Origin of the sequence: Kineococcus sp. NPDC059986, assembly GCF_040702905.1 — a bacterium.
Classification (GTDB): Bacteria; Actinomycetota; Actinomycetes; order Actinomycetales; family Kineococcaceae; genus Kineococcus.
This window is the reverse complement of record NZ_JBFBND010000003.1, coordinates 30830-51747: the sequence shown is the minus strand read 5'-3', so window position 1 is coordinate 51747 and position 20918 is coordinate 30830. Positions and strand designations below refer to the sequence as shown.

The following is a 20918-nucleotide window of genomic DNA, read 5'->3' as shown; positions in this document are numbered from 1 at the left end:
CCCTCAGACCCCGGCGAGTTCGGCGGGCAGGTCCTCGCGGTGCAGCACGACCATCTCGGTCACCGCCCGCGTCAGGCTGACGTAGAGCCGCCGCAACCCCGTCCGCTCGTCGGGCTCCCCGGCCACCACGGCCGCGGGTTCCACGACGACGACGCGGTCGAACTCCAGACCCTTGACGAGCTGGGCGGGCACGAGGGAGACCCGTTGCTGCTCGGGGTCCGGGTCGTCGAGCCGGGAGAACTGCACGCCCTGCGCGGTCAGTTCCCGGGCCACGTCCTCGACCGCGGCAGCCGCCACGACGACCCCCACGGAGCCCTCGAGGTCGGCGAGCCCACGGGCCGTCCGGGCCGCGGCGACGACGGGGTCCTCGACCCGGAGCACCTCCAGCAGACCGGGGTCGGTGCGCACGGACCTCGGGACGGTGAGTTCCGGGGCGATCCGCGGCAGCAGCCGGGCCGCGTAGTCGATGACGGCCGACGGGACGCGGAACCCCCGGTCGAGCACCTCGAGGTCCCCGTCGGGTTTGCCGAGGTGGACCAGGACGTCGTCCCAGCTGCGCGCCGACCACGGGGTGGTGCCCTGGGCGATGTCCCCCAGGACCGTCGCGGCCCCCGTGCTGCACCGCCGCCCCACGGCCCGCAACTGCATGGCCGACAGGTCCTGCGCCTCGTCGAGGACGACGTGGGCGCGCGACGGCGTGCGCTGCAACTGGTCCCGGACCTCGTCGAGGAGGACGGCGTCGGCGGGCGTCCACTTCGCCGAACCCGCCGCGCGCGGCGGGACGGGCCAGCGCAGGAGGTCGCGTTCGGGATCGGTGAGGACGTCCTCGGAGCAGGAGCGCAGGAACTCCGCGTCGGACAGGAGCCGGTGCAGCACCTTGGCCGGGTCCTGCACGGGCATGAGCGCCTTGACCGCGCGCCGGACCTCGGCGCTGCGGGCCACGGCGTCCTGCACGACGTCGTCCGGTGAGTCCCCGGCGGCCTCCAGCAGTTGCAGGACCGCGTGGGCCAGGCGCTGCGGCAACAGGTTGCGGGCCGCCTCGTACCGGATCCCCCGGGTCGTGAGCTCGGTGAGCAGGTCCCGGACGAGGTACCCGGGCACGCGCCAGCGGCGGGAACCCCGGGTGACGACGACGGCCCCGGACTCCAGCACCTGCGCCGGCTCGCCGACGGCCGACCACACCGCGCGGCGGACGACCTCGGCCATCCGCCCGTCGCCCTTGAGGGTGGCGACGACGGCGGGTTCGGTGCCGCGGACACGCACCTCCTTGCGCCCCTCCCCGGCCACCGTCAGGAGTTCGTCGACCGTGCGCTGCTCGACCTCGACCTCGCCGAGCGCGGGCAGGACGGCGGAGATGTGCTGCAGGAACGCGCGGTTCGGCCCGATGACGAGGACGCCCTGGCGGGTGAGCCGTTCCCGGTGCGCGTAGAGCAGCCACGCGGCGCGGTGCAGACCCACCGCCGTCTTCCCGGTCCCGGGGGCGCCCTGCACGCACACCGTCGTCTGCGCGTCGGCGCGCACGAGGGCGTCCTGCTCGGGCTGGATGGTGGCGACGATGTCGCGCATCGGGCCGGACCGGGGGCGTTCGATCTCCCGGGCCAGGATCTGCGAGGACGAGTCCACCTCGTCCTCGTCGGTGAGGTGCTCGTCCTCGTAGGCCGTCAGCCGGCCCTGCTCGACCCCGAACCGGCGGCGCAGGCGCAGCCCGGCCCGGTCGTCACGCGTCGCGCGGTAGAACCCGCGGGAGACGTCGGCCCGCCAGTCGATGACGACGGGGTCGCCGGCGGAGTCGGTGACGTGCCGGCGGCCGATGTGCAGGGACTGGCCGTCGTCGTGGTCGGTGCGGCCGAAGAACAGCGTGGTGGACGGGTCGTCGACGAGGCTGGCGGCGCGGCGGTGCAGCGTCCAGCCGAGGGCCTCGTCGGCGCCGGCGTCGCCGGCGTGGCCGGGGGCGAGGGAGTCGACGAGGGACAGGGTGTGGGCCCGCATGCGGGCGAGTTCGGCGCGGGCGTGGTCGAGGTGCCGCTGCTCAGCGGCCAGCACCTCGTCCGGGGCGTGCTCGGACACGGTTCCTCCATCGGATCGACCGTTGATTCTGCCGGAACCGCTGCACGACAACAACGTTGCGATCACGAGGCCCACCGCGGGACGATGTCCGTGGTGACGTCGAGTGGAACCCGATCGAGCGAAATGCACACCGTATCCCGGCAGGCCTCGCCCTGTCACCCCGTTCGGGACGATCCGACGGGAACCGTCGCGGGGGCGCGGGCGTCGTAGTCCCGTGACCGTACGCAGGACCGTCCAGCGCAGCGCCCGCACCGGCGCCACCGCCCTCGCGGTGGTGGGGCTCGGCCTGCTCGGCGCCTGCGGTGACCAGCAGGCAGGAGCACCGGTGACCAGCACCAGCCCCACGAGCACCCCGTCCGGGAGCGCCCAGGCGACCGCCGGCGACGAGCTCACGGTCGTCGTCGACGACGGCACCGGCGCCACGACCACCTGGACCCTCACGTGCACCGCCGACGGTGTCGCGGGCGGCGACCACCCCGACGGCCCGAACGCCTGCACCGCGATCGCCGCAGCGAAGGCCCCGTGGGGTCCCGTGCCCAAGGACATGGCGTGCACGCAGGTCTACGGCGGCGCCCAGACCGCGACGGTGACGGGCACCTGGCGCGGGGAAGGGGTCGACGCCCGTTTCGCGCGCAACAACGGCTGTGAGATCGCCCGGTGGGACCGGATCGCGCCCCTGCTGCAGCCGGGCACCCCGGTGACGACGAGGTCTCGCGGCGCTGTGTGACCACCCAACCACGCTGAGTAGACGGATCGTGATCGGCAGGGCAGGCTGATCACGGTTCGTCCGAAGAATTGCGATCTCGCCCCATCCAGGGGGCCGACCGCTCCGAACACCGGGCGTCCGATCACGACGACGTGACACCTGCCGCGTCGAGCACCGGCGTCGAACCCTTGGCGCCCAGACCTCAAAGGCTGCCCATGTTCAAGAAGACCCTCCTCGTCGACATGATCACCCGCAGTTCCGAGACCCCCGCCGACCGCAGGAACTTCCTGCGCGGCATGGGCCTGCTGTCCGCCGGCGCCGTTGGTGCCGGGCTCGTGGGGGCCTCCACGGCCGAGTCCGCCTCGGCGGCGACCCCCAGCGAGGGCAGCGTCCTCAACTTCGCCTTGAACCTCGAGTACCTCGAAGCAGAGTTCTACTGCTACGCCGCCTACGGCCACGGCCTCGCCGACGCCCTCGCCACGGGCACCGGCACGCAGGGCGGGGTCACCGGCGGGCACCGCGTCCCCTTCAAGTCCAAGGCGATGCGGTACTACGCCGAGGAGATCGCCAACGACGAGATCAACCACGTGAAGTTCCTGCGCACCGCCCTCGGGTCGGCCGCCGTCTCGCGTCCGGCCATCAACCTGCAGGACTCCTTCACCGGGGCAGCCGTCGCGGCCGGTGTCATCAAGCAGGGTGAAACGTTCGACCCGTTCTCCTCCGAGGCGTTCTTCCTGCTCGGCGCGTTCCTCTTCGAGGACGTCGGGGTCACCGCGTACAAGGGTGCCGCCCCGCTCATCACCACCCCCGCCTACCTCGAGGCCGCGGCCGGCATCCTCGCCGTCGAGGCCTACCACTCCGGCATCGTGCGCACCCTGCTCTACGAGAACGGGTTGAGCGCTCCCACGAACCTCATCTCCGACGCCCGCGACGCCCTCGACGGCGCGGGTTCGGACAAGGACCAGGGCATCACCGTCGGTTCCGGTGGCCGCGCGAACCTCGTCCCGACCGACGCCAACAGCATCGCGTTCAGCCGGTCCCCCCAGGAAGTCCTCAACATCGTGTACCTCACGCCGGGTACCGGGGTCACCAAGGGCGGGTTCTACCCCGCCGGCCTCAACGGCGAGATCGCCACCAGCTGACCCGCGCGGAAAACAGGAGAACACGATGAAGAAGACCCTCGCCACCGCTGCCGGTGTCGCCCTGCTCGTCGGTCTCGGCTCCGCGCTCCCCGCGCAGGCCGCCACCGGTTTCAAGTTCAGCGACCGCATCTCGGGGTCCGACCGCTTCGCCACGGCCGTCGCCGCGTCCAAGCTGCTCGAACCCGTCGACGGGTCGGCCACCGACGTCGTGATCGTCAACGGGTACGCCACCGTCGACGGCCTCACGGCCTCGTACCTGGCCGGCCTGAAGTCCGCGCCCATCCTCTACACCGACACCAACGCCGTCCCGGCCGTCACGGCGGCCGAGATCACCCGCCTCGGCGCGGACGACGTCTGGATCGTCGGCGGCACGAACCGCGTGTCGCAGGCCCAGGAGGACGCGTGGAAGGCGGCGGGCAAGACCGTCCACCGCCTCGCCGGTGCCGACCGGTACGCGACCGCGGCGCTCGTCGCCGAGGCCGACGACTCCGGCGACGCCCCCGAGCAGGTGTTCATCGCCAGCGGCACCAGCACGGCCGACGCCCTGGCCGCCGGGCCCGTCGCGTGGGCCCGGAACTACCCGATCCTGCTGACGGAGTCCGGGTCGCTCCCGACCGCCACCAAGGACGCGCTGACGAAGCTCGGCACGACCAACCGGGTCGTCCTGGGCAGCTCCACGTCGGTCTCGGACGCCGTCTACAGCCAGGCCGGCGGCACCGAACGCATCGCCGGCGCCAACCGCCAGGAGACGGCGTCGAAGATCGCCGACGACGCCATCGCCAACGAGAACTTCGACAGCCAGAGCGTGGCGCTCGTGGGCGGGACCGACGCGACCGCGGCGGACGCCCTGGCCGCGGCCCCGGTGGCGGGCAGCCAGGGTGTCCCCCTGCTGTTCACCGACTTCGACGGTTCCCTGGGCGCCAGCACGTCGGCGTACCTGACGGCCAAGAAGGCGAACTACACCACCTCGGGCACCGGGTGGATCTTCGGCGGACTGCCGTCGGTCCCGCAGGCGACGGCCGACGCCGCCACCGCCCTGGTGCAGTGATCCGGGGCTGAGGGCGGCCCCGCGGCGGAGGACCTCCTCCGCCGCGGGGTCAGGCTCCCACCCTCAGGCGGCGTTGCCGGTGGCGGTCCCCCGCTGCCGGCGACGTTCGTCGAGCCGCACCACCTCGGCGCCCCGGAGGTCCTCCTGCGCCCTCGCGAGCACGAGGTCCGTGGCGTCCCCGAAGCGGGCGCCGCGCGGCGCCACGAGCAGGTGCCCGTCCTCCCGGCCCTGGCGGGCGAACCGGCCCGCCGCAGCGGCCACGACGACGAGCACGGCGCCGACCACGCCGACGACCCCCACCAGCACACCCACCAGACCGACCAGCACGACGTCCCCCACCCCACAGTTCCCGAACCCGATCCCGACCCTTCGAGGATCGCCCGGTGGGCCGGTGCGGCGCGTCGTGCCCGGGGTGGAACCGGGGTCTCATCCCACGGGAGGACCTCAGCCCCGGAGCTGCTCCCGGGCGAGGACCCCGAGGTCCGGAGCATCGGTGAAGAACCCGTCGACCCCGGTCGCGAGCAACTGCGCCGCGTAGTCCAGGACCCGTCCCCAGTCGGCCGGGTCGTCCCCCGTGCGGAACTCCTCGGGCAGGAAGTCGTTCTCCGGCCGCAGCGTGTACGGGACCACCTGCAGCCCCGCCGCGTGCGCGTCGTCGACGAGGTCGGCGCTCACCTGCACCAGCGAGGGACCGATCTGGTCGACGTGCCGCGCGAGGTCGCGCAGCGAGGACGGGACGAGCAGGTCGGCGTAGTCGCGGGGGTCCCCCGCGGCGACGAGGTCGGCGGGCGCCCCCGTCTCGGACGTGAGGAAGACCGTCGGCGTCCGCAACCCGTACCGCGTCCGCAGCTGCACGAGGTTCGTCAGCTCGAAGGACTGCACCACGACCGGGGCGGCCGGGGAGTTCAGCCGGCGCGCGCGCAGGATCCGGACGACCTCGGCCTCGAGGTCGAACCCGAGGGACCGGAAGTACGTGCTGTGCTTGATCTCCGGGATGATCCCGATCGTCCGGCCGAGCTCGCGCGACAGCCGCTGCCGGGTGTCGAGCGCCTCCTCGAACGTCGGGACGCACCAGAGCCCGTCGTGGACGGTGTTGTGCTGGCGCAGTTCCGGCAGCCGTTCGACCGCCCGCAGCGTGCGCAGTTCCGCGAAGGTCAGGTCCTCGGTGAACCACCCGGTGTACGCGACGCCGTCGATGGTCTTCGTCGTGCGCCGGTCGGCGAACTCCGGGTGGGCCGCGACGTCCGTGGTGCCGGAGATCTCCGGTTCGTGCCGGCAGACGAGCACGCCGTCCTTGGTCGGGACGAGGTCGGGTTCCACGACGTCGGCGCCGAGCCGGGCGGCCAGTTCCCACGACGCGACGGTGTGCTCGGGCCGGTAGGCCGACGCGCCGCGGTGCCCCACGACGAACGGCGAGGCCCAGCCGTGGCCCGGTCGGCGCGGCGGGGTGGCCGAGGACGGTGCGGCGGTGAGGGGCACCGACGCGAGACCGCCGAGGACGGCGGTCGCGGACAGGACGGTGCGGCGGGAGGGACGGAGGTCGGCGCTGATCTCGTTCACGGGCGCAGTGAACTCCTCCCGGCGCCTCCCCGCCAAGGGGGTGCACAGCAGGTTCTGCGCGGGTTCACTTCAACAGGCGCGACAACCGGCGATCCGCGAGGGGTTTGCCGCCCGTCTGGCACGTGGCGCAGTACTGCATCGAGCGGTCGGCGAACGAGACCTCCCGCACGACGTCCCCGCAGACGGGGCAGGGCTGCCCCGTCCGGCCGTGGACGCGCATCCCGGCCCGCTTGGCGTCCTTGAGCTCCTTGGCGGGTTTCCCGCTGGCCGCCGCGACGGCGCCCGTGAGCGTCGTCCGCAACGCGTCGTAGAGCCGTTCGACGTCCGCCGCGGGCAGTTTGCCGGCCGCGGCGTAGGGCGAGAGCTTCGCGACGTGCAGGACCTCGTCGGAGTAGGCGTTCCCGACACCGGCGAGCACGGACTGCTCGCGCAGCAACCCCTTCACCTGCTGGCGCGACCCTGCCAGGAGGGCCCGGAAGGCGTCGAGGTCGAAGGAGTCGTCGAGGGGGTCCGGACCCAGCGAGGCGATGCCGGGGACCTGCGCGACGTCCTTGACGACGTGGACGGCGAGCCGCTTCTGCGTCCCGGCCTCGGTGAGGTCGAAGCCGGGCGGGGTGTCGGCGTCCTCCCCGTCCTCGGGAGCGAGCCGCATGCGCAGCGCGACCGGGTTCTTCCCGCTGGGGCGCAACGGCGCCTTGGGCAGGGCGTCGGACCAGCGCAGCCAGCCGGCCCGGGACAGGTGGATCGCGAGGTGCAGGCCGTCGACGTCGACGTCGAGCCACTTCCCGTGCCGCTGCACCCCCGTGACGAGGAGCCCCTGCAGCGCGGTGGGCGGCGGGTCGTACGTCTTGAGGACGTTGATGGCGCCGACCTCGACCTTCGCCACGACGCGTCCTGTCATGCGCTCGCGCAGGAACGCGGCGAGCGCTTCGACCTCGGGGAGTTCCGGCACGCCGACCAGTCTGGGGCACCCGGTGCACCCGAACCAGGTGTTCGGCCCACCGAACGCGAGTGCTGGAGCTGTCGTGGCCCACCCCCGGTGTGCTGGCATGGCCCGCGGCCCAGCGACGCGCCCCGCCCCCGTCCCGTCGTGAAGGAGCCGCACCCACCGTGGACCTCGCCGTCCTGGCCGCCAGCTTCCTGCCGATCCTGCTGCTGGAGCTGCCCGACAAGACGTTCATCGCGACGCTCGTCCTGGCCACCCGCTTCAAGCCGCTGACCGCCTGGATCGGCGTGGGCCTCGCCTTCGCCGTGCAGTGCCTCATCGCGGTCGTCGCGGGGCGGCTCCTGGCGCAGCTGCCGGAACGGCCCGTCGCGGCCGTCGCCGCCGTCCTCTTCGCCGTCGGTGCCGTGACGCTGTTCCGGGGTGCGGCCAAGGCGAAGCAGGCGGGGCAGGAGGCCCGCAGCGAGTACGAGGCGAAGGTCGGCGCGGGACGGTCGGGGTGGCGCGGCGTCCTCACGTGCTTCGGTGTCGTCTTCCTCGCCGAGTGGGGCGACCTGTCGCAGCTCTTCACGGCCGGGCTGGCCGCGCGCTACGACGACCCGGTCTCGGTCTTCGTCGGGTCCTGGGCGGCGCTGCTCGTCGTGGCGGGTCTGGCGGCGGCGCTCGGGAGCACGATCGTGCGCCGGCTCAGCGTCGCGACGGTGAGCCGGATCGGCGGTGTCGTGTGCGCGGCGCTGGCCGTCCTGACGGCGCTGGAGGTGGTCGGGGTGCCCCTGCCGGTGTGACGGCTGGGGCGGGCGTGACCGGTCCCGGAATCCGCCTGCGTGCGGACAAGCGGCGGGCCGAGTGATTGACTGTGAGTCACGCGTTGATGACTGTGCTCACACGCGGTGGGTGGTGCACGCCGTGGAGACGCCGCGGGGTCCGAGTCGCAGTCGGGGGAGGTCGAGGACCGTTGTTCCAGGTGGTCCTCCCGCCCAGCCCACGGTCCGTGGGCGTCGCCCGCTGGCTCATCAGCGAGTGGTGCGCGGCCTGGGTGGCCTCGGCGGAGCTCCAGGAGGACACCGTCGAGGCCGCTCTGCTGCTGGCCAGCGAAGTCGTGACGAACGCCGTCGTGCACGGCGACGGCATGGTCCAGCTCGCCGTCCGGCGCGTCAACGGCGCCTCGCTGCGCGTGGAGGTCTCCGACGACGGCGGCGGGATGCCCCTCATCGGCGCCCAGCGCGCCGACGCCGAGAGCGGCCGCGGGATGGCCATGGTCGAGATGCTCTCGACGCGCTGGGGCACCGACCTCGCGGTGGGACCGCTGGGCAAGACGGTGTGGTTCGAGCTGACGGACGAGTCCGTCCGGCACTGAGCCCTAGCGGTCGCCGTCTCGTCCCGCGACTCCCTCGACGACGCCCTCGACGACGGCGTCGCGGTGGGCCGTCCACGCCGGGACGAGCTGGACGACCGCGACGACGGCGAGCGCCGCGAGCGGCACCACCCAGCCCCCGGTCCCCTCGTGCAGGGCCCCGAAGACGACCGGCCCCACCGCGGCCGCGAGGTACCCGACCGCCTGCGCCATGCCGGACAGCGCGGCGGCCGTCGGGCCGTCCGCGGCGCGCGCCGAGATGGCGGCCAGCGCCAGGACGACGGTGCCGCCACCACCCAGGCCGATGAACCCCACCGCGACGACGGCGAGCGAGGGTGCGAGCAGGAGCAGGACGATCCCGGCGGCGGAGCTGAGCGTCGCCGCGACGGCCACCCACCGCGTCCGGCGCACGGACCGGCCGGCCAGGGCGGGCACCAGGAGAGACCCGACGACCCCGAGGACCTGGAGCTCCGACAGCAGGACGCCGGACGTCGTGGCGTCCAGCCCCGACCGGTCCCGCGCGATCGTGGCCAGCCACGAGAGCAGGACGTAGAAGAGCATCGACTGCGTCCCCATGAAGGCCGTGACGGCCCAGGCCAGCGGGGAGCGCCACGGTGTGCGGGTCCGCGGGGCCGCCTGCCCGGCGCCGCCACGGCCGCGCACCAGCGGCAGCCACAGCACCGCGGCCAGGAGGGCCGGGGCGGCCCACACGACGAGGGCCGTCCGCCACCCGCCCGCCGCGCTCTGCGCGAGCGGGACGGTGGTCCCGGAGGCCAGGCTGCCCGCGACCTGCATGAGGACGACGTAGCCGCTCGTGAGCAGCGGGATCCGGCCCGGGAACTCGGCGCGGATGAGGGCGGGCATGAGGACGTTCGCCACCGCGATGGCGATGCCCAGCAGCGCCGTCCCCGCGAACAGCGGGACGACCCCCGGGACCCACCGCACGGCCGATCCGGCAGTGAGCAGCAGCATCGCCAGCACCAAGGTGGCGCGGGCACCGAGCCGCGCCGCGACCCGCGGGACGACGAGGGAGCTGGCGGCGAAGGCGACCAGCGGCAGCGACGTCAGCGCCCCGGCCGCGGCGGCCGACAGGCGCAGGTCGTCCTGCAGCAGGGGCAGGACGGGACCCACCCCGGTGATCGGGGACCGCATCGAGCAGGCCACGAGCAGCAGCCCGGCGAGCAGCAGGACGGCGGTGCGGCGCGGGGCCGGGACGGGAGACGCAGACGAGTTCGACATGTCCCGGTCATCGTCGCGCACGCCGGCCCCGCACCGGACTCCACCTGGCGCCACAGGGAGAACCTCCTGCGGGTACCGGGAACCGGTCTTTGACCTCTGCCCGGTGCGGGCGTTGCCTGGAGGGGTCGGCCCCCGACCGGGGGTCGCGCACCGCACCTCGAGGAGGACCCCGTGCGTCTGCAGGACGTCACCGGGACGACGACCACGCCGCTGGGAGCGCCCGCGTTCCCGGCACCGCCGTACCGCTTCACCGACCGCGAGTACTTCACCATCACGTACCGCTCCGACCTCGACGCCGTGCGCGCCGTCGTTCCCGAGCCGCTGCAGGTCACCGACCCGCTGGTGCGGTTCGAGGTCATGCGCATGCCGGACGTCACGGGTCTGGGCGACTACACCGAAGCCGGTCAGGCCCTGCGGGTCGAGCTCGACGGCGAACCCGGCGAGTACCTGCACACCATGCACGTCGACAACCACCCGGCCATCGCCAGCGGCCGCGAGATGGGCGCCTACCCCAAGGTCTGGGGTTCGCCCCGGTTGCACGTCGACTCCGACACCCTCGTGGGGACCCTCGACCACGGCAGCCTGCGCGTGGCCACCGCGACGATGGGCTACAAGCACGCCGCCCTGGACCTCGCCGCGGCAGAGCGCGAGATCGGCGTCCCCACCTACATGCTCAAGGTCCTTCCGGGGTACGACGGCCGCCCCCGCATCTGCGAACTCGTCCGCACCCGCACCACGGACCTGACGGTGAAGGGCGCCTGGACCGGACCGGCCCGGTTGCAGCTCTTCGAGCACGCCCTCGCCCCGCTGGCCGACCTGCCCGTGCGCCGGGTCCTGTCCGCCTCGTACCAGTCGCCGACGAGCGCGACCCCGGCACCGGCGAGGACGAGCGGGATGGCAGCGCCGACGCGCGGGGTGCTGACCCGGGCGTGCCAACTGCTGCCGGCGGCGACCTGGCCGGCGGCCTCGAGGGCGTCCCGGACGGCCCGTCGGGCCGACCCGCCGTGCAGCAGGGCGACGAGGGGGTGCGCGCGCAGGTCGTCGAGGGTGACCGGGCCCGGCGGCAGGTCCGTGCCGGGCGGGAACGCCGCGTGCACGTGCTGCCGCCCGAGCTCGCGGACCACCAGCGCCGGGTGCTCCGGCAGCGGCAGGTGCACGAGCGCGAGGTCGACGTCCCCGGCCGCGAGACGGCCCACGAGGGCGTCGTCGTCGCGCGCGTCCTCCACCACGACGTCGACCCCCGGGTGTCGCCGGCGGAACTCGCCCACCGCCGCGGCCAGCGGGTCCGCGGCGACCGAGGCGTGGGCCACGAGGCGCAGGGTCCCGGCCCGGACGGCCACCACGTCGGCGACGGCCTCGCGTCCCGCGCCGGCTCGTTCCAGCACGGCCCGCGCGACGGGCACCAGCGCCCTCCCGGCCGCCGTCGGGACGGTCCCCCGCGGCGTCCGCTCGAACAGGTCCCGCCCCGTGCGCCGTTCCAGGACGCGAACCGCCTGCGACAGCGACGGTTGCGCCACGAACAGCGTCGCCGCGGCCGCGGTGACGCCGCCCTCGTCGACGACGGCGAGGAAGAACCGCGCGTCGCGCTCGGTCTCGAACGGCGAGGTCACGGCTGCGCACTCCGCAGCAGCGCCGCGACGACGGGTGAGGCCGCCCCGTGGTGGACGAGGCCGACCTCCAGACGCAGCGGCGGGTCGAGCCGACGCACCACGGCCCCCTGCTGTTCCGCCCAGCGACAGGCAGCGCCCGCCGTGAACGCGACCCCGGCACCGGCGAGGACCAGCGGCACCACGGCCTCGCGGTGCACCGTGCGGACCGCGACCCGCCAGCCCGCACCTCCCGTCGTCCCCCCGTGCAGCCGGGCGCGCACGACCTCCCGCCACCGGCTGCCGGGCACGTCGACGACGTCGCGCCCGCCGAGCCGCTCGAGGGCCACGGGGTCGGGCAGGTCCTGCGGTCCCGGGGGCAGCACGAGGTGCAGCTCCTGCCACCCCAGCGAGAGGACCTCGGCACGACGGGGGTGCACGCCGTCCGGAGCCGCTTCGAGGGGCAGGTACGTCAAGGCCACCTCGGCACGCCCGTCGGCGAGGTGGTGCTGCACCTCCGCCGCGTCGTCGGGCACGTCGAAGCGGACGCGGACGTCCGGGTGCGCCCGGCGGAACCTGGCCAGCAGTGCGGCCCCGGGATCGACGGCCAGCACCGGGTCGGCGACGAGGTCGAGGTCTCCGTGCAGGTGCTCGCCGCCGGCCGGGTCCGTGACGACGTCGGCCGACAGGGTCCGCAGCGTCGCCCGCGCGTGCGGGGCGAAGGCGACCCCCGCCCCCGTCGGCACGGTCCCGTGCGGGAGCCGGTGCACGAGCTCGGCCCCCACCTCGCGTTCGAGGGCCGTCAGGGACTGGGCGAGGCTCGCCGCCGCCGTCCCCGTGGCCGCAGCCGCCCGCGCCAGGCTGCCGTGCTCGAGCACGGCGAGGAACTGCTGGAGCTGGCGGCGGGTCACCGCGGCACCGTGCCACGAGGCGGCGTCTCCCCGCACGGGGAGGGCGGTTCGGGCACCGGACGCTCTCACGCACCGGTCGCGGCCAGGACCCGCGCCAGGGTCCGCTCCGCCTCGGCGGTCGCCCGACGGGCGCCCTCGGCGAGGACGTCCCGCAGGTGGTCCTGCGCCCCCGCGAGATCCCGGCGCCGGCGGCGCAGGGGACGCAGGTGCTCGTTGACCGCCTCGGTGACGACGGCCTTGAGCCGAGCCGCGCCGCCTGCTCCGACCTGCTCGGCGAGCGACTCCGGTGTGGTGCCCGAGCACAGCGCCCCCATCAGCAGCAGGTTCGAGACCTCGGGGCGGCGGGCGGGGTCGTAGGTGATGCGCCGCTCGGAGTCGGTCGTCGCCGACCGGATCAGCCGGGCCGTCTCGTCCTCCCCCGCGCGCAGGGTGATCGCGTTGCCGCCGCTCTTGCTCATCTTCCGGCCGTCGGTCCCCAGGAGCAGGGGCGCCGCCGACAACAACGCCTCCGGTTCGGTCAGGAGCGGTTCACCGGCCCCGTACCGGTCGTTGAACCGTCGTGCGACGGTCCGCGCCAGCTCCAGGTGCGGCAACTGGTCCTGCCCGACGGGGACGAGGTTCGCGCCGCAGGACAGGACGTCGGCGGCCTGGTGCACGGGGTAGGTGAGCAGCAGACCGCTCACACCCCTGCGGGTACCGCGTTCCCTGGCGGCGGCCGCCTCGGCCCGGACCGTGGGGTTGCGCTGCAGTTCCCCGACGGTGACGAGCGCCAGGAACGGCAGCAGCAGTTCGTTGAGGGCCGGGACGGCACTGTGGACGAAGACCGGCGCACCGCCGTCGCCGGAGCTCGTCGCCGGTTCCAGACCGGCCGCGAGGTTGTCGAGCAGGACCTCGCGGACGTTCCCGCGGACGTCCCCGGGATCGTCACGGTCGGTGCTGACCTGGAGGTCGGCGATCACCACGAAAACCTCGACCCCGCTGCGCTGCAGCGCGACTCGGGTCGTGAGGGTTCCCAGCAGGTGGCCGAGGTGGAGCGGGCCGGTGGGCCGGTCGCCGGTCACGACGCGGAACCGGCCGGGGTCGGCGTGGACCTCGGCCTGGAGTTCCGCACTGCGCCGCAGGGCGATCTGGAGAGGGATGGACGGGTGGGACACGGGATTCTCCCAGGGGTGGCGGACGCCGCCCACCGTCCGTCCCGGGACGTCGCACGTACCCGGAGCCGCCGTGGGCGGCTGGGGACAGGTGGACGTCGCAGCCGCTGCTACAGCGACTGCCACCAGGTGCACGGGATCGTCAGCACGCTCCGACGGTACCTGCGGCCGGCCAGTCCGTCGAGGAGTTCCACTCCACCGGCTCAGGGGGCCGGGTCGCGGCGCAGGAACACGTCCACGGGGTCCTCGTGGTCGAGGACGAAACCGTGGCGCTCGTAGAGGCGACGGGCGTCGCTGCCGCGCAGGACGTCCAGCCGCAGGACCGTCCCGCTCCGGTCGGCGTGTGCCGTGACGGCCCGCAGGACCCGCGTCCCCAGCCCCCGTCCCTGCAGGTCCGGGGCCAGGTAGAAGTGCTCCAGCCACAGACCGTCGTCGGCCGGGCGCAGCGCGAGGGACCCCACGGCACCGCTCGGCCCGTCCAGGACCCCCGTGCGCTCGGGGGCCCACGTCGACAGGAACCGGTGGCGAACACGGTCGTCGTCGTACCGGTCGAGGCGCTCCAGGCTCGGTCGCAGGACGACGGCCCGCAGCTCGGCGAGGACCGCCCCGTCCTCCGCTCGGGCGGACCGCCACGTGACGGGCGCGTCGGACGGGAGCGTGGGGAAGGTCGGGGCGTGGGGCACGCGACCATCCCAGCAGACGGCGACCCGTGCACGACCGCAGGTTTCAGCGCGCGCACCCGCCGAGGCGTTCGTAGCGTCGAGCACGGCGACGGGGACACCCGCACCGACGCCACCCCCGTCTGGAGGAACCAGGATGACCGAGGTCACGGCCCACCACGGACTGTTCAAGGACACGAACCTGCACGTCGACGACACCGGGGGGAGCGGACGGCCCGTCGTGCTCATCCACGGGTGGCCGCTGTCCGGCGCGTCCTGGTCCGAGCAGGTCCCCGCGCTCACCGCCGCCGGCCACCGCGTCGTCACCTACGACCGCCGCGGCTTCGGTCGCAGCGACAAGACGCGCAGCGGGTACGACTACGACACCCTCGCCGACGACCTGCACGCCCTGCTGGAGCAGCTCGACCTGCGCGACGTCACCCTCGTCGGGTTCTCGATGGGCGGCGGCGAGGTCGCGCGGTACGTGGGCAGGCACGGCACCGAGCGCCTGCACAGCGTCGTCTTCGCGGGCGCCGTCCCGCCGTACATGGCCAAGACCGACGACAACCCGCAGGGCCCGCTGACGAAGGAGGCCGCCGACGAGATGGAGGCCGGACTCGAGGCCGACGAGGAGTCGTTCTACGACGGTTTCGTCACGAACTTCTTCTCCGTCGACGGTGTGCTGAAGGTGACCGAGGCGCAGCGCCAGGAGGCCGTCGCCCTGACGCAGCAGGCCGACCACAAGGCTGCGCTCAAGGCGATGGAGTCGTTCGGCACCACCGACTTCCGCGAGGACCTGCCGACGATCGACGTGCCGACGCTCGTCCTGCACGGCGGCTCGGACGCGATCGTCCCGTTCGAGGGGTCGGGTGCGCTCACGCACGCCGCGGTCCCGGGCAGCCGTCTGCACGTCGTCGCCGGGGCGCCGCACGGGTTCAACGTCAGCCACGCCGAGGAGTTCAACCGGGTCCTGATCGAGTTCCTGGCCTCCTGACACCGGCACGTCCACCAGCACGACCGGCACCACCACACCTCCAGCAGCGGGGCGTCGCCCGGGAACACCGGGTGGCGCCCCGCCGCCACGACCACGATCCACCTGAGGAGAAAACCCGTGAAGGCACTCGTCTACAACGGCGCGTTCGACGTCTCGGTGCAGGACGTCCCCGACGCCCGCATCGAGCGGCCGACCGACGCCGTCGTCCGCATCACGTCCACGAACATCTGCGGGTCGGACCTGCACATGTACGAGGGCCGCACCGACATGGAGACCGGGCGCGTGCTCGGCCACGAGAACATGGGCATCGTCGAGGCCGTCGGACCCGGCGTGGACCGCCTCAAGGTCGGCGACCGCGTCAGCCTGCCGTTCAACATCGGCTGCGGCAGCTGCGAGAACTGCGTCGCCGGGAAGACCGGGTTCTGCCTGCGGGCCAACCAGGCCGGGACGGCCGGGGCGGCCTTCGGGTTCGCCTCGATGGGTGAGTACGCCGGCGGCCAGGCCGAACTCCTGCGCGTCCCGTGGGCGGACTTCAACGCGCTCGTGCTCCCGGCGGGCACCGAGAAGGAACTCGACTACACGATGCTGTCGGACATCTTCCCGACCGGCTGGCACGGGGTGGAGCTGTCCGGGTTCCAGCCCGGCGACTCCGTCGTCGTGTGGGGTGCCGGCCCCGTCGGCCTCATGGCCGCGCACTCGGCCCGCATCCGCGGTGCCGCCGAGGTGTTCGTCGTCGACCGCCAGCCCGACCGCCTCGCGCTGGTGCGCAAGGCCGGGGCCACGCCGGTCGACTACTCCGCCGGCGACCCCGTCGAGCAGATCATGGACGCGACGGGTGGCCGGGGTGTCGACCGCGGGGTCGAGGCCATCGGGTACCAGGCGCACGACGCCTCCGGGAACGAGGACGCGTCGATGGTCCTCAACCAGCTGGTCCAGGTCGTCAAGGCCACGGGCGGGATCGGCGTCGTCGGCGTGTACCTGCCGCAGGACCCCGGCGCGAAGGACGAACTGTCGCAGCAGGGGAAGATCGCCTTCGACTACGGGACGTTCTGGTTCAAGGGCCAGTCGATGGGCACCGGGCAGTGCAACGTCAAGGCCTACAACGTGAAGCTGCGCAACCTCATCACCGCCGGCGTCGCGACCCCGGGCTTCATCGTGAGCCACGAGCTCGACCTCACGCAGGCGGCGTCCGCGTACGGGACGTTCGACCGGCGCGAGGACGGCTGGACCAAGGTCGTGCTGCACCCCGGGGAGCTCGCCACCGCGCACTGACGCGGAATCCCGTGGTGGACGGGGGCGTCCGGCCCGTACGGTGCCGGCGTGCTCACCGTCGACACCGTCCGCGAGCTCGTGGCCCGGCACTGGTCCGTGGGTCCCGTCGAGGTCGTGCCGCTGCCCGGCGGCATGAACTCGGCGACCTGGACGGTGACCGGGCCCCGCGGCCGCTGGGTCGCGAAGGCCGTCGCGCCGGCGGACGAAGCCGGGTTCGTCCGGGGCCTGCGGGCCGCGCAGGTCGTGGACGCGGCGGGGATCCCGGCCGGTGCACCCGAACCCACGCGCGGGGGTGACCTGCACGTCGGGACGCTGGCTCTCCTGCGCCGGGTGGGGGGAACCCCGCTGACGGGTGCGGAGCCGTCCGCGCAGAGCATCATCGGTGCGACGCTCGGCCGTGCCCACCGGGTCCTCGCCCTCCCCGGTCCGGCGGGCACGTTCCCGGAGTGGGTCGACCCCGGCGCCGCGCACCTCGACGTCGAACCGTGGGTCCGGCCCGCGGTGCACGCAGCCCTCGTCCGCCACGCCGACCTCCTCGCCACCGGCGCTCCGCTCACGTGCGGTGTCCTGCACGCCGATCCCGAACCCGGAGCCTTCCTCGCCTCCGGGGACGGCTGCGGTCTCATCGACTGGTCCAGCGCGGAACCCGGCCCGCTGCTGTACGACCTCGCGAGCGCCGCCTTCTACCTCGGCGGTCCCGCCCGGGCCACCGCGCTCGTCGAGGCGTACGTCGCGACCGGCGCCCTCGCACCGGAGGAGGTCGACCGCGGCCTCGACGTCCTCCACGAGCTGCGGTGGGCGGTGCAGGCCGACTACTTCGCGCGGCGCGTCATCACCGACGACCGGACGGGGATCGAGGACCCGCGGGAGAACACGAAGGGCCTGCACGACGCCCGCGAGTTCTTCGCGGCCCGCGGCTGACTCAGGGGACCCGGAGGTTCTCCAGCGCCGCCGCCTGCCGCACCCGGCCCGCCAGCAGCCGGGCCAGGAGTTCGCACGCCACCGTCGCGACGAGCCCCACGACGACGACCACGCCGACCGGGAGCGGGATGAACGGCGACCAGTGGCCGCTGCCGGCGGCCTCGAGGACCAGACCGAACGTGGTGGGGGCCGCGGCGACGAACGCGCCGAGGACGGTGGCCGGTACCGCGGTGCGCCGCAACGCCACCGCCTGGACGCGCACGAGGCGCCGCGTCTCCACACCGAGGGCCGCCACGGACGCGACGGCCCGTCGGTTCCCCAGGAGTTCGTCGGTGAGGCTCAGCAGGAGCGCCGCGACCGCGACCACCGCCCCGACGACCCCCACGGCGGCGACGAGACCGAAACCTGTGAGGTAGAACCCGAGGTCGCTCTGCTCGTACTCAGGGCTGCCGAGGCGTTCCACCAGGAGCTGGGCGGCCATCGAGGACGCGACGCCGAAGGACAACCCGCAGACGAAGAGGACGCCGGCGGTCCCGGTGATGGCCGCCGTGCTGCCGCGACGCTGCGCGGCGGCGAGGAGGTGGACCGTGACGTCCCGCCGCCGGTGCCGACGGGGGACCGAGCGCGGCGCCGCCACCGGGGCACCGACGGGCGGTTGCGGGCGCCGCACGGTCGCGGCCGCGGACCGCGCCGCACCCCCACCGGCGGCCAGCAGGAAGAGGACCACGCCGAGGACGAGGAGGGCCGGGTACACCCGCTCGACGCGCGCGACCACCGGCAGGACGACGACGAGCGCCACTCCGCCGAGGGCGGTCAGGGCGACGAAGGTCCGCGACGGGACCCCCTCCCCGGCCCCGCCCCACGTGAGCCGTTCCTCGCGGCGGAAGCCCAGCACGGCGAGCACCTGGGCCGCCACGGCGAGGACCCCGACGACGGCGAGCCAGGCCGCGAGCATGGCGGGGTGCAGCGGCGGCAGGAGCCGCGATCCCGCCGGCAGCGCCCACCCCAGGACGAGCCAGAGCAGCAGGTAGAGCGGTCCGGCCAGCAGGCCGCCGCGGACGAACGCGGCGCGGGTGCGGGCGGTGCGCAGCGTCCGGACGTCCGCCCACGTCGCCCCCGCCAGGAGGAGCCGCCGGCTGCGCCGCTCGTCGACGACCCGGCCGACGCGGACCGCCTGGACGGCCAGGGCGAGGAAGGGCAGCACGAGCAGGACGGCCGCGATGGTGAACCCCGGGCGCAACCCCGGTTCGGCCAGGAACGGGGCCAGCCCGCCCGAGGCCTGGACCATGGTCTCGGTGGTCTCGACCCCGTCCGGGCCGGTGGAGGTCCACGACCCGACGACCAGGTCGTCGCGGACCGTCGCCACCGAGGCCGCGATGAGCAGCGCGACGCCCGTTCCGGCCGCCGCCGCAGCCGTGGCGCGGGACCGCACGCGGTCGGTGTGCGAGCGCACGGCCGTCATCGACCGCACCGCGGCGGGACGGAGCCGGGAGACGCGGTCACGGCGTCGCGGCGCGAGGGTCGCGCTCACCGGAGCACCGACTCGCGGTCGACCCGGCCGTCGCGCAACCGCACCTCGCGGTCGGCCATCGCGGCGACGAGGTTGTCGTGGGTGACGAGCACGACGGCTCCCCCGTCCCGGCGGGCGACCGACAGCATGAGCTCCAGGGCGTCCTGCGCGGCGACGGCGTCGAGGCTGGCGACGGGTTCGTCGGCGAGGAGGACCTTCGGCGAGGTGATGAGGGCCCGCGCGATCGCGGCGCGCTGCGCCTGCCCCCCGGACAGTTCCTCGGGCACGGCCTGCCCGGCCCGCTCGAGCCCCACGCGCACCAGCGCGTCCCGGGCGGCCGTGCGGGACGCGGCGAGCTCGCCGCCCTCCAGCAGGAGCGGCAGCGCCACGTTGTCCTCCAGCGTCATGTCCGGGACCAGCTGGCCGTACTGCAGGACGATCCCGACGTCCCGGCGCCGCAGCACCGCGCGCGCCGTCTCGTCCAGGCCGGCCAGGTCGACGCCGAGGAGCTCGGCCGACCCGGCCTGCGGCACGAGCAACCCCGCGGCGACGTGCAGCAGCGTGGACTTCCCGCAGCCGCTGGGTCCGGTGACGGCGACGACCTCGCCGGGCCGGACGGTCAGGGAGACCTCGCGCAGCGCCGGGGTCCGGGAGTAGGCGTGGCTGACGGCGCGCAGCGTCAGCGCCGCACCGGGACCGGTCGTCTCGTGGGGGCGGGAGTTCATCGGGGACCCTCCGGTTCGTGTCGGGGACGGGACTCGAGCGCGGTCGCGGCCTCGTCGAGCCAGCGCAGGTCGGCGTCCAGGTGCAGGGCGGCGTAGCGACGGGCGAGGCGGGAGCCGAGGTCGTCGGCGTCGGCACCGGGGTCGTGGTCGGCGAGGGAGCGCATGCGGCGCAGGTGCGCCACGCGCTGGTCGGCGACGAAGGCGCTCGCGGGTCGCTCCGGGTCCCCGGTGCGCAAGGCGACGACGGCCTTGCGCACCAGGTCCTCCGTGCCGGAGACCGCGGGAGGGGCCGGCTCGGCCAGCCACTCCCGCACCCTCTGCCGGCCCGCGTCGGTGACCGTGTAGACGGTTCGTTCCGGCCCCCCCTCGGAGCGCGTCTCGACCACCTCGGCCAGTCCGTCGCGGACCAGTCGCCCGAGCGTCGCGTACACCTGCCCGAAGGGCAGCGGCTTGGCGTCGGGGAACCACGCGTCGTACGCCCTCTTGAGGTCGTACCCGTGCGCGGGACCCTGCGACAGGAGCGCGAGGTGCAGCTCGACGAGCGACATGACGGGAACGTACACCAGGTGTATGTACTGAGTGAATAGCTGCGACGGACGACTCACCGGACGCCGCAGGCGACCTCCACCGCGGCCTGCGGCCCCCGCCGCGTCAGCAGGTCCAGGCGCACCGCGGCGCCGCCCCGGACGACGTCCCAGCTGACGAGCACGGGACCGGACAGGTCCGCCTGGACGCAGAACACCACCCCGTCGACGGTCACGACGGTGGAGTCCGCCGTCCCCGGCTCGCCGCGACCGGCGACCCGGCGGGGCCCGTCGGCGTCGGCGCGGACGTCGAGCAGCGAACCGCCCGCGAGCAGGGCGGACCACACCGACCCCCGCTCCCAGGACGTGCCAGCGGGCAGGTGCGCCACCCGCAGACGCAGCGGTTCCGCGCCGCGGGGGACGGCCACGACCTCGGCGCCACCGGGGACGCGCAGTGCGGGGACCGCGGGCAGGGACCCGCCGAGCAGGCGCTCGGCCTCGTCGGTGGTGACGGCCTCGTGGTGGCGGGGCAACGGGACGCGCCGCCGGGTCAGCGCCTCGCGCAGCGCGTCCCGCGGGACGAGACCGACGAGGGCGGCCGTCACC

The 20918-nt window shown here is 74.4% G+C and carries 20 protein-coding genes and 2 pseudogenes; 9 read left to right on the top strand and 13 right to left on the bottom strand.

Translation table 11 applies throughout. The annotated features are described in order from the left end of the window. Positions 1-3: 3 nt before the first annotated feature. The gene (locus AB0637_RS03650) at positions 4-2067 is read right to left on the bottom strand and encodes an AAA family ATPase (RefSeq protein WP_366169806.1); all 2064 of its coding nucleotides are present in this window, start codon (positions 2065-2067) and stop codon (positions 4-6) included. A 214-nt stretch (positions 2068-2281) separates the two neighbouring features. On the opposite strand from AB0637_RS03650, the gene AB0637_RS03645 reads away from it, so the two are divergent. The 3 genes from AB0637_RS03645 to AB0637_RS03635 all read left to right on the top strand — a co-directional run bounded on the left by AB0637_RS03645 (position 2282) and on the right by AB0637_RS03635 (position 4963). After that, a complete protein-coding gene (locus AB0637_RS03645; protein ID WP_366169805.1) occupies positions 2282-2794 on the top strand; it encodes an SSI family serine proteinase inhibitor in 513 nt (170 codons plus the stop codon). A 194-nt stretch (positions 2795-2988) separates the two neighbouring features. Next, positions 2989-3915, top strand: a complete 927-nt coding sequence (locus AB0637_RS03640; RefSeq protein ID WP_366169804.1) for a ferritin-like domain-containing protein — start codon at positions 2989-2991, stop codon at positions 3913-3915. A gap of 25 nt (positions 3916-3940) precedes the next feature. After that, the gene (locus AB0637_RS03635) at positions 3941-4963 is read left to right on the top strand and encodes a cell wall-binding repeat-containing protein (RefSeq protein ID WP_366169803.1); all 1023 of its coding nucleotides are present in this window, start codon (positions 3941-3943) and stop codon (positions 4961-4963) included. Between the two features lie 63 nt (positions 4964-5026). On the opposite strand, the gene AB0637_RS03630 is transcribed toward AB0637_RS03635, so the two are convergent. The 3 genes from AB0637_RS03630 to AB0637_RS03620 form a co-directional block, all read right to left on the bottom strand. After that, positions 5027-5302, bottom strand: a complete 276-nt coding sequence (locus AB0637_RS03630) for a hypothetical protein (RefSeq protein WP_366169802.1) — start codon at positions 5300-5302, stop codon at positions 5027-5029. Positions 5303-5407: 105 nt separating this feature from the next. After that, positions 5408-6523, bottom strand: coding sequence for a glycerophosphodiester phosphodiesterase family protein (locus tag AB0637_RS03625; RefSeq protein ID WP_366169801.1), 1116 nt, complete (start codon positions 6521-6523; stop codon positions 5408-5410). 64 nt (positions 6524-6587) lie between these two features. Beyond that, positions 6588-7475 carry a DNA-formamidopyrimidine glycosylase family protein gene (locus tag AB0637_RS03620; RefSeq protein WP_366169800.1) on the bottom strand — a complete coding sequence of 296 codons (888 nt, stop codon included), beginning with the start codon at positions 7473-7475 and terminating at the stop codon, positions 6588-6590. Between the two features lie 158 nt (positions 7476-7633). Here AB0637_RS03620 and AB0637_RS03615 point away from each other — a divergent pair, with 158 nt between their 5' ends. Beyond that, entirely contained in the window at positions 7634-8251 is a 618-nt protein-coding gene (locus tag AB0637_RS03615) for a TMEM165/GDT1 family protein (protein WP_366169799.1), read from the top strand. A 206-nt stretch (positions 8252-8457) separates the two neighbouring features. Then, complete coding sequence (locus AB0637_RS03610) at positions 8458-8823, top strand: ATP-binding protein (RefSeq protein ID WP_366169798.1); 366 nt, start codon at positions 8458-8460, stop codon at positions 8821-8823. A gap of 3 nt (positions 8824-8826) precedes the next feature. On the opposite strand, the gene AB0637_RS03605 is transcribed toward AB0637_RS03610, so the two are convergent. Then, entirely contained in the window at positions 8827-10059 is a 1233-nt protein-coding gene (locus AB0637_RS03605) for an MFS transporter (RefSeq protein WP_366169797.1), read from the bottom strand. Positions 10060-10230: 171 nt separating this feature from the next. Here AB0637_RS03605 and AB0637_RS03600 point away from each other — a divergent pair. Next, a pseudogene (locus AB0637_RS03600) lies at positions 10231-10908 on the top strand (acetoacetate decarboxylase); the annotation flags it as partial. A gap of 56 nt (positions 10909-10964) precedes the next feature. Here AB0637_RS03600 and AB0637_RS03595 read toward each other — a convergent pair. From AB0637_RS03595 to AB0637_RS03580, 4 genes and pseudogenes are all read right to left on the bottom strand, one after another. Continuing rightward, positions 10965-11669 (bottom strand): annotated as a pseudogene (locus AB0637_RS03595) (LysR family transcriptional regulator); the annotation flags it as partial. Beyond that, positions 11666-12556: a LysR family transcriptional regulator gene (locus AB0637_RS03590; protein ID WP_366169796.1), complete on the bottom strand. Its 891-nt coding sequence runs from the start codon at positions 12554-12556 to the stop codon at positions 11666-11668. The pseudogene AB0637_RS03595 and the gene AB0637_RS03590, both read right to left, overlap by 4 nt. Positions 12557-12621: 65 nt before the next feature. Then, on the bottom strand, positions 12622-13710 hold the full coding sequence (gene trpS / locus AB0637_RS03585) for a tryptophan--tRNA ligase (RefSeq protein ID WP_366169795.1): 1089 nt from the start codon (positions 13708-13710) through the stop codon (positions 12622-12624). A 200-nt stretch (positions 13711-13910) separates the two neighbouring features. Then, positions 13911-14297 (bottom strand): GNAT family N-acetyltransferase, encoded by a 387-nt coding sequence (locus tag AB0637_RS03580; RefSeq protein WP_366170037.1) that lies wholly within the window; start codon positions 14295-14297, stop codon positions 13911-13913. Positions 14298-14523: 226 nt separating this feature from the next. On the opposite strand from AB0637_RS03580, the gene AB0637_RS03575 reads away from it, so the two are divergent. The 3 genes from AB0637_RS03575 (at position 14524) to AB0637_RS03565 (ending at position 17553) form a co-directional block, all read left to right on the top strand. Continuing rightward, a complete protein-coding gene (locus AB0637_RS03575) occupies positions 14524-15360 on the top strand; it encodes an alpha/beta hydrolase (protein WP_366169794.1) in 837 nt (278 codons plus the stop codon). Positions 15361-15477: 117 nt separating this feature from the next. Then, complete coding sequence (locus AB0637_RS03570; RefSeq protein WP_366169793.1) at positions 15478-16632, top strand: glutathione-independent formaldehyde dehydrogenase; 1155 nt, start codon at positions 15478-15480, stop codon at positions 16630-16632. A gap of 48 nt (positions 16633-16680) precedes the next feature. Further along, positions 16681-17553 (top strand): phosphotransferase, encoded by an 873-nt coding sequence (locus tag AB0637_RS03565; protein ID WP_366169792.1) that lies wholly within the window; start codon positions 16681-16683, stop codon positions 17551-17553. Position 17554: 1 nt separating this feature from the next. On the opposite strand, the gene AB0637_RS03560 is transcribed toward AB0637_RS03565, so the two are convergent. Genes AB0637_RS03560 through AB0637_RS03545 form a run of 4 tightly spaced genes read right to left on the bottom strand, consistent with a single transcriptional unit; the run spans position 17555 to position 20917 of the window. Beyond that, positions 17555-19084 (bottom strand): hypothetical protein, encoded by a 1530-nt coding sequence (locus AB0637_RS03560; RefSeq protein ID WP_366169791.1) that lies wholly within the window; start codon positions 19082-19084, stop codon positions 17555-17557. Then, on the bottom strand, positions 19081-19788 hold the full coding sequence (locus AB0637_RS03555) for an ABC transporter ATP-binding protein (RefSeq protein WP_366169790.1): 708 nt from the start codon (positions 19786-19788) through the stop codon (positions 19081-19083). Before AB0637_RS03555 ends, AB0637_RS03560 begins: the two co-directional genes overlap by 4 nt. Then, positions 19785-20336 (bottom strand): PadR family transcriptional regulator, encoded by a 552-nt coding sequence (locus AB0637_RS03550; protein ID WP_366169789.1) that lies wholly within the window; start codon positions 20334-20336, stop codon positions 19785-19787. Before AB0637_RS03550 ends, AB0637_RS03555 begins: the two co-directional genes overlap by 4 nt. A 53-nt stretch (positions 20337-20389) precedes the next feature. Beyond that, positions 20390-20917, bottom strand: a complete 528-nt coding sequence (locus tag AB0637_RS03545) for a hypothetical protein (protein WP_366169788.1) — start codon at positions 20915-20917, stop codon at positions 20390-20392. Between the last annotated feature and the right edge of the window lies 1 nt (position 20918).

Bases quoted from the DNA above. Each gene is read 5' to 3' on its own strand.
- AB0637_RS03550 (WP_366169789.1), bottom strand. From the start codon at position 20,336: ATGTCGCTCGTCGAGCTGCACCTCGCGCTCCTGTCGCAGGGTCCCGCG.
- AB0637_RS03640 (WP_366169804.1), top strand. From the start codon at position 2,989: ATGTTCAAGAAGACCCTCCTCGTCGACATGATCACCCGCAGTTCCGAG.
- AB0637_RS03635 (WP_366169803.1), top strand. From the start codon at position 3,941: ATGAAGAAGACCCTCGCCACCGCTGCCGGTGTCGCCCTGCTCGTCGGT.
- AB0637_RS03555 (WP_366169790.1), bottom strand. From the start codon at position 19,788: ATGAACTCCCGCCCCCACGAGACGACCGGTCCCGGTGCGGCGCTGACG.
- AB0637_RS03605 (WP_366169797.1), bottom strand. From the start codon at position 10,059: ATGTCGAACTCGTCTGCGTCTCCCGTCCCGGCCCCGCGCCGCACCGCC.
- AB0637_RS03575 (WP_366169794.1), top strand. From the start codon at position 14,524: ATGACCGAGGTCACGGCCCACCACGGACTGTTCAAGGACACGAACCTG.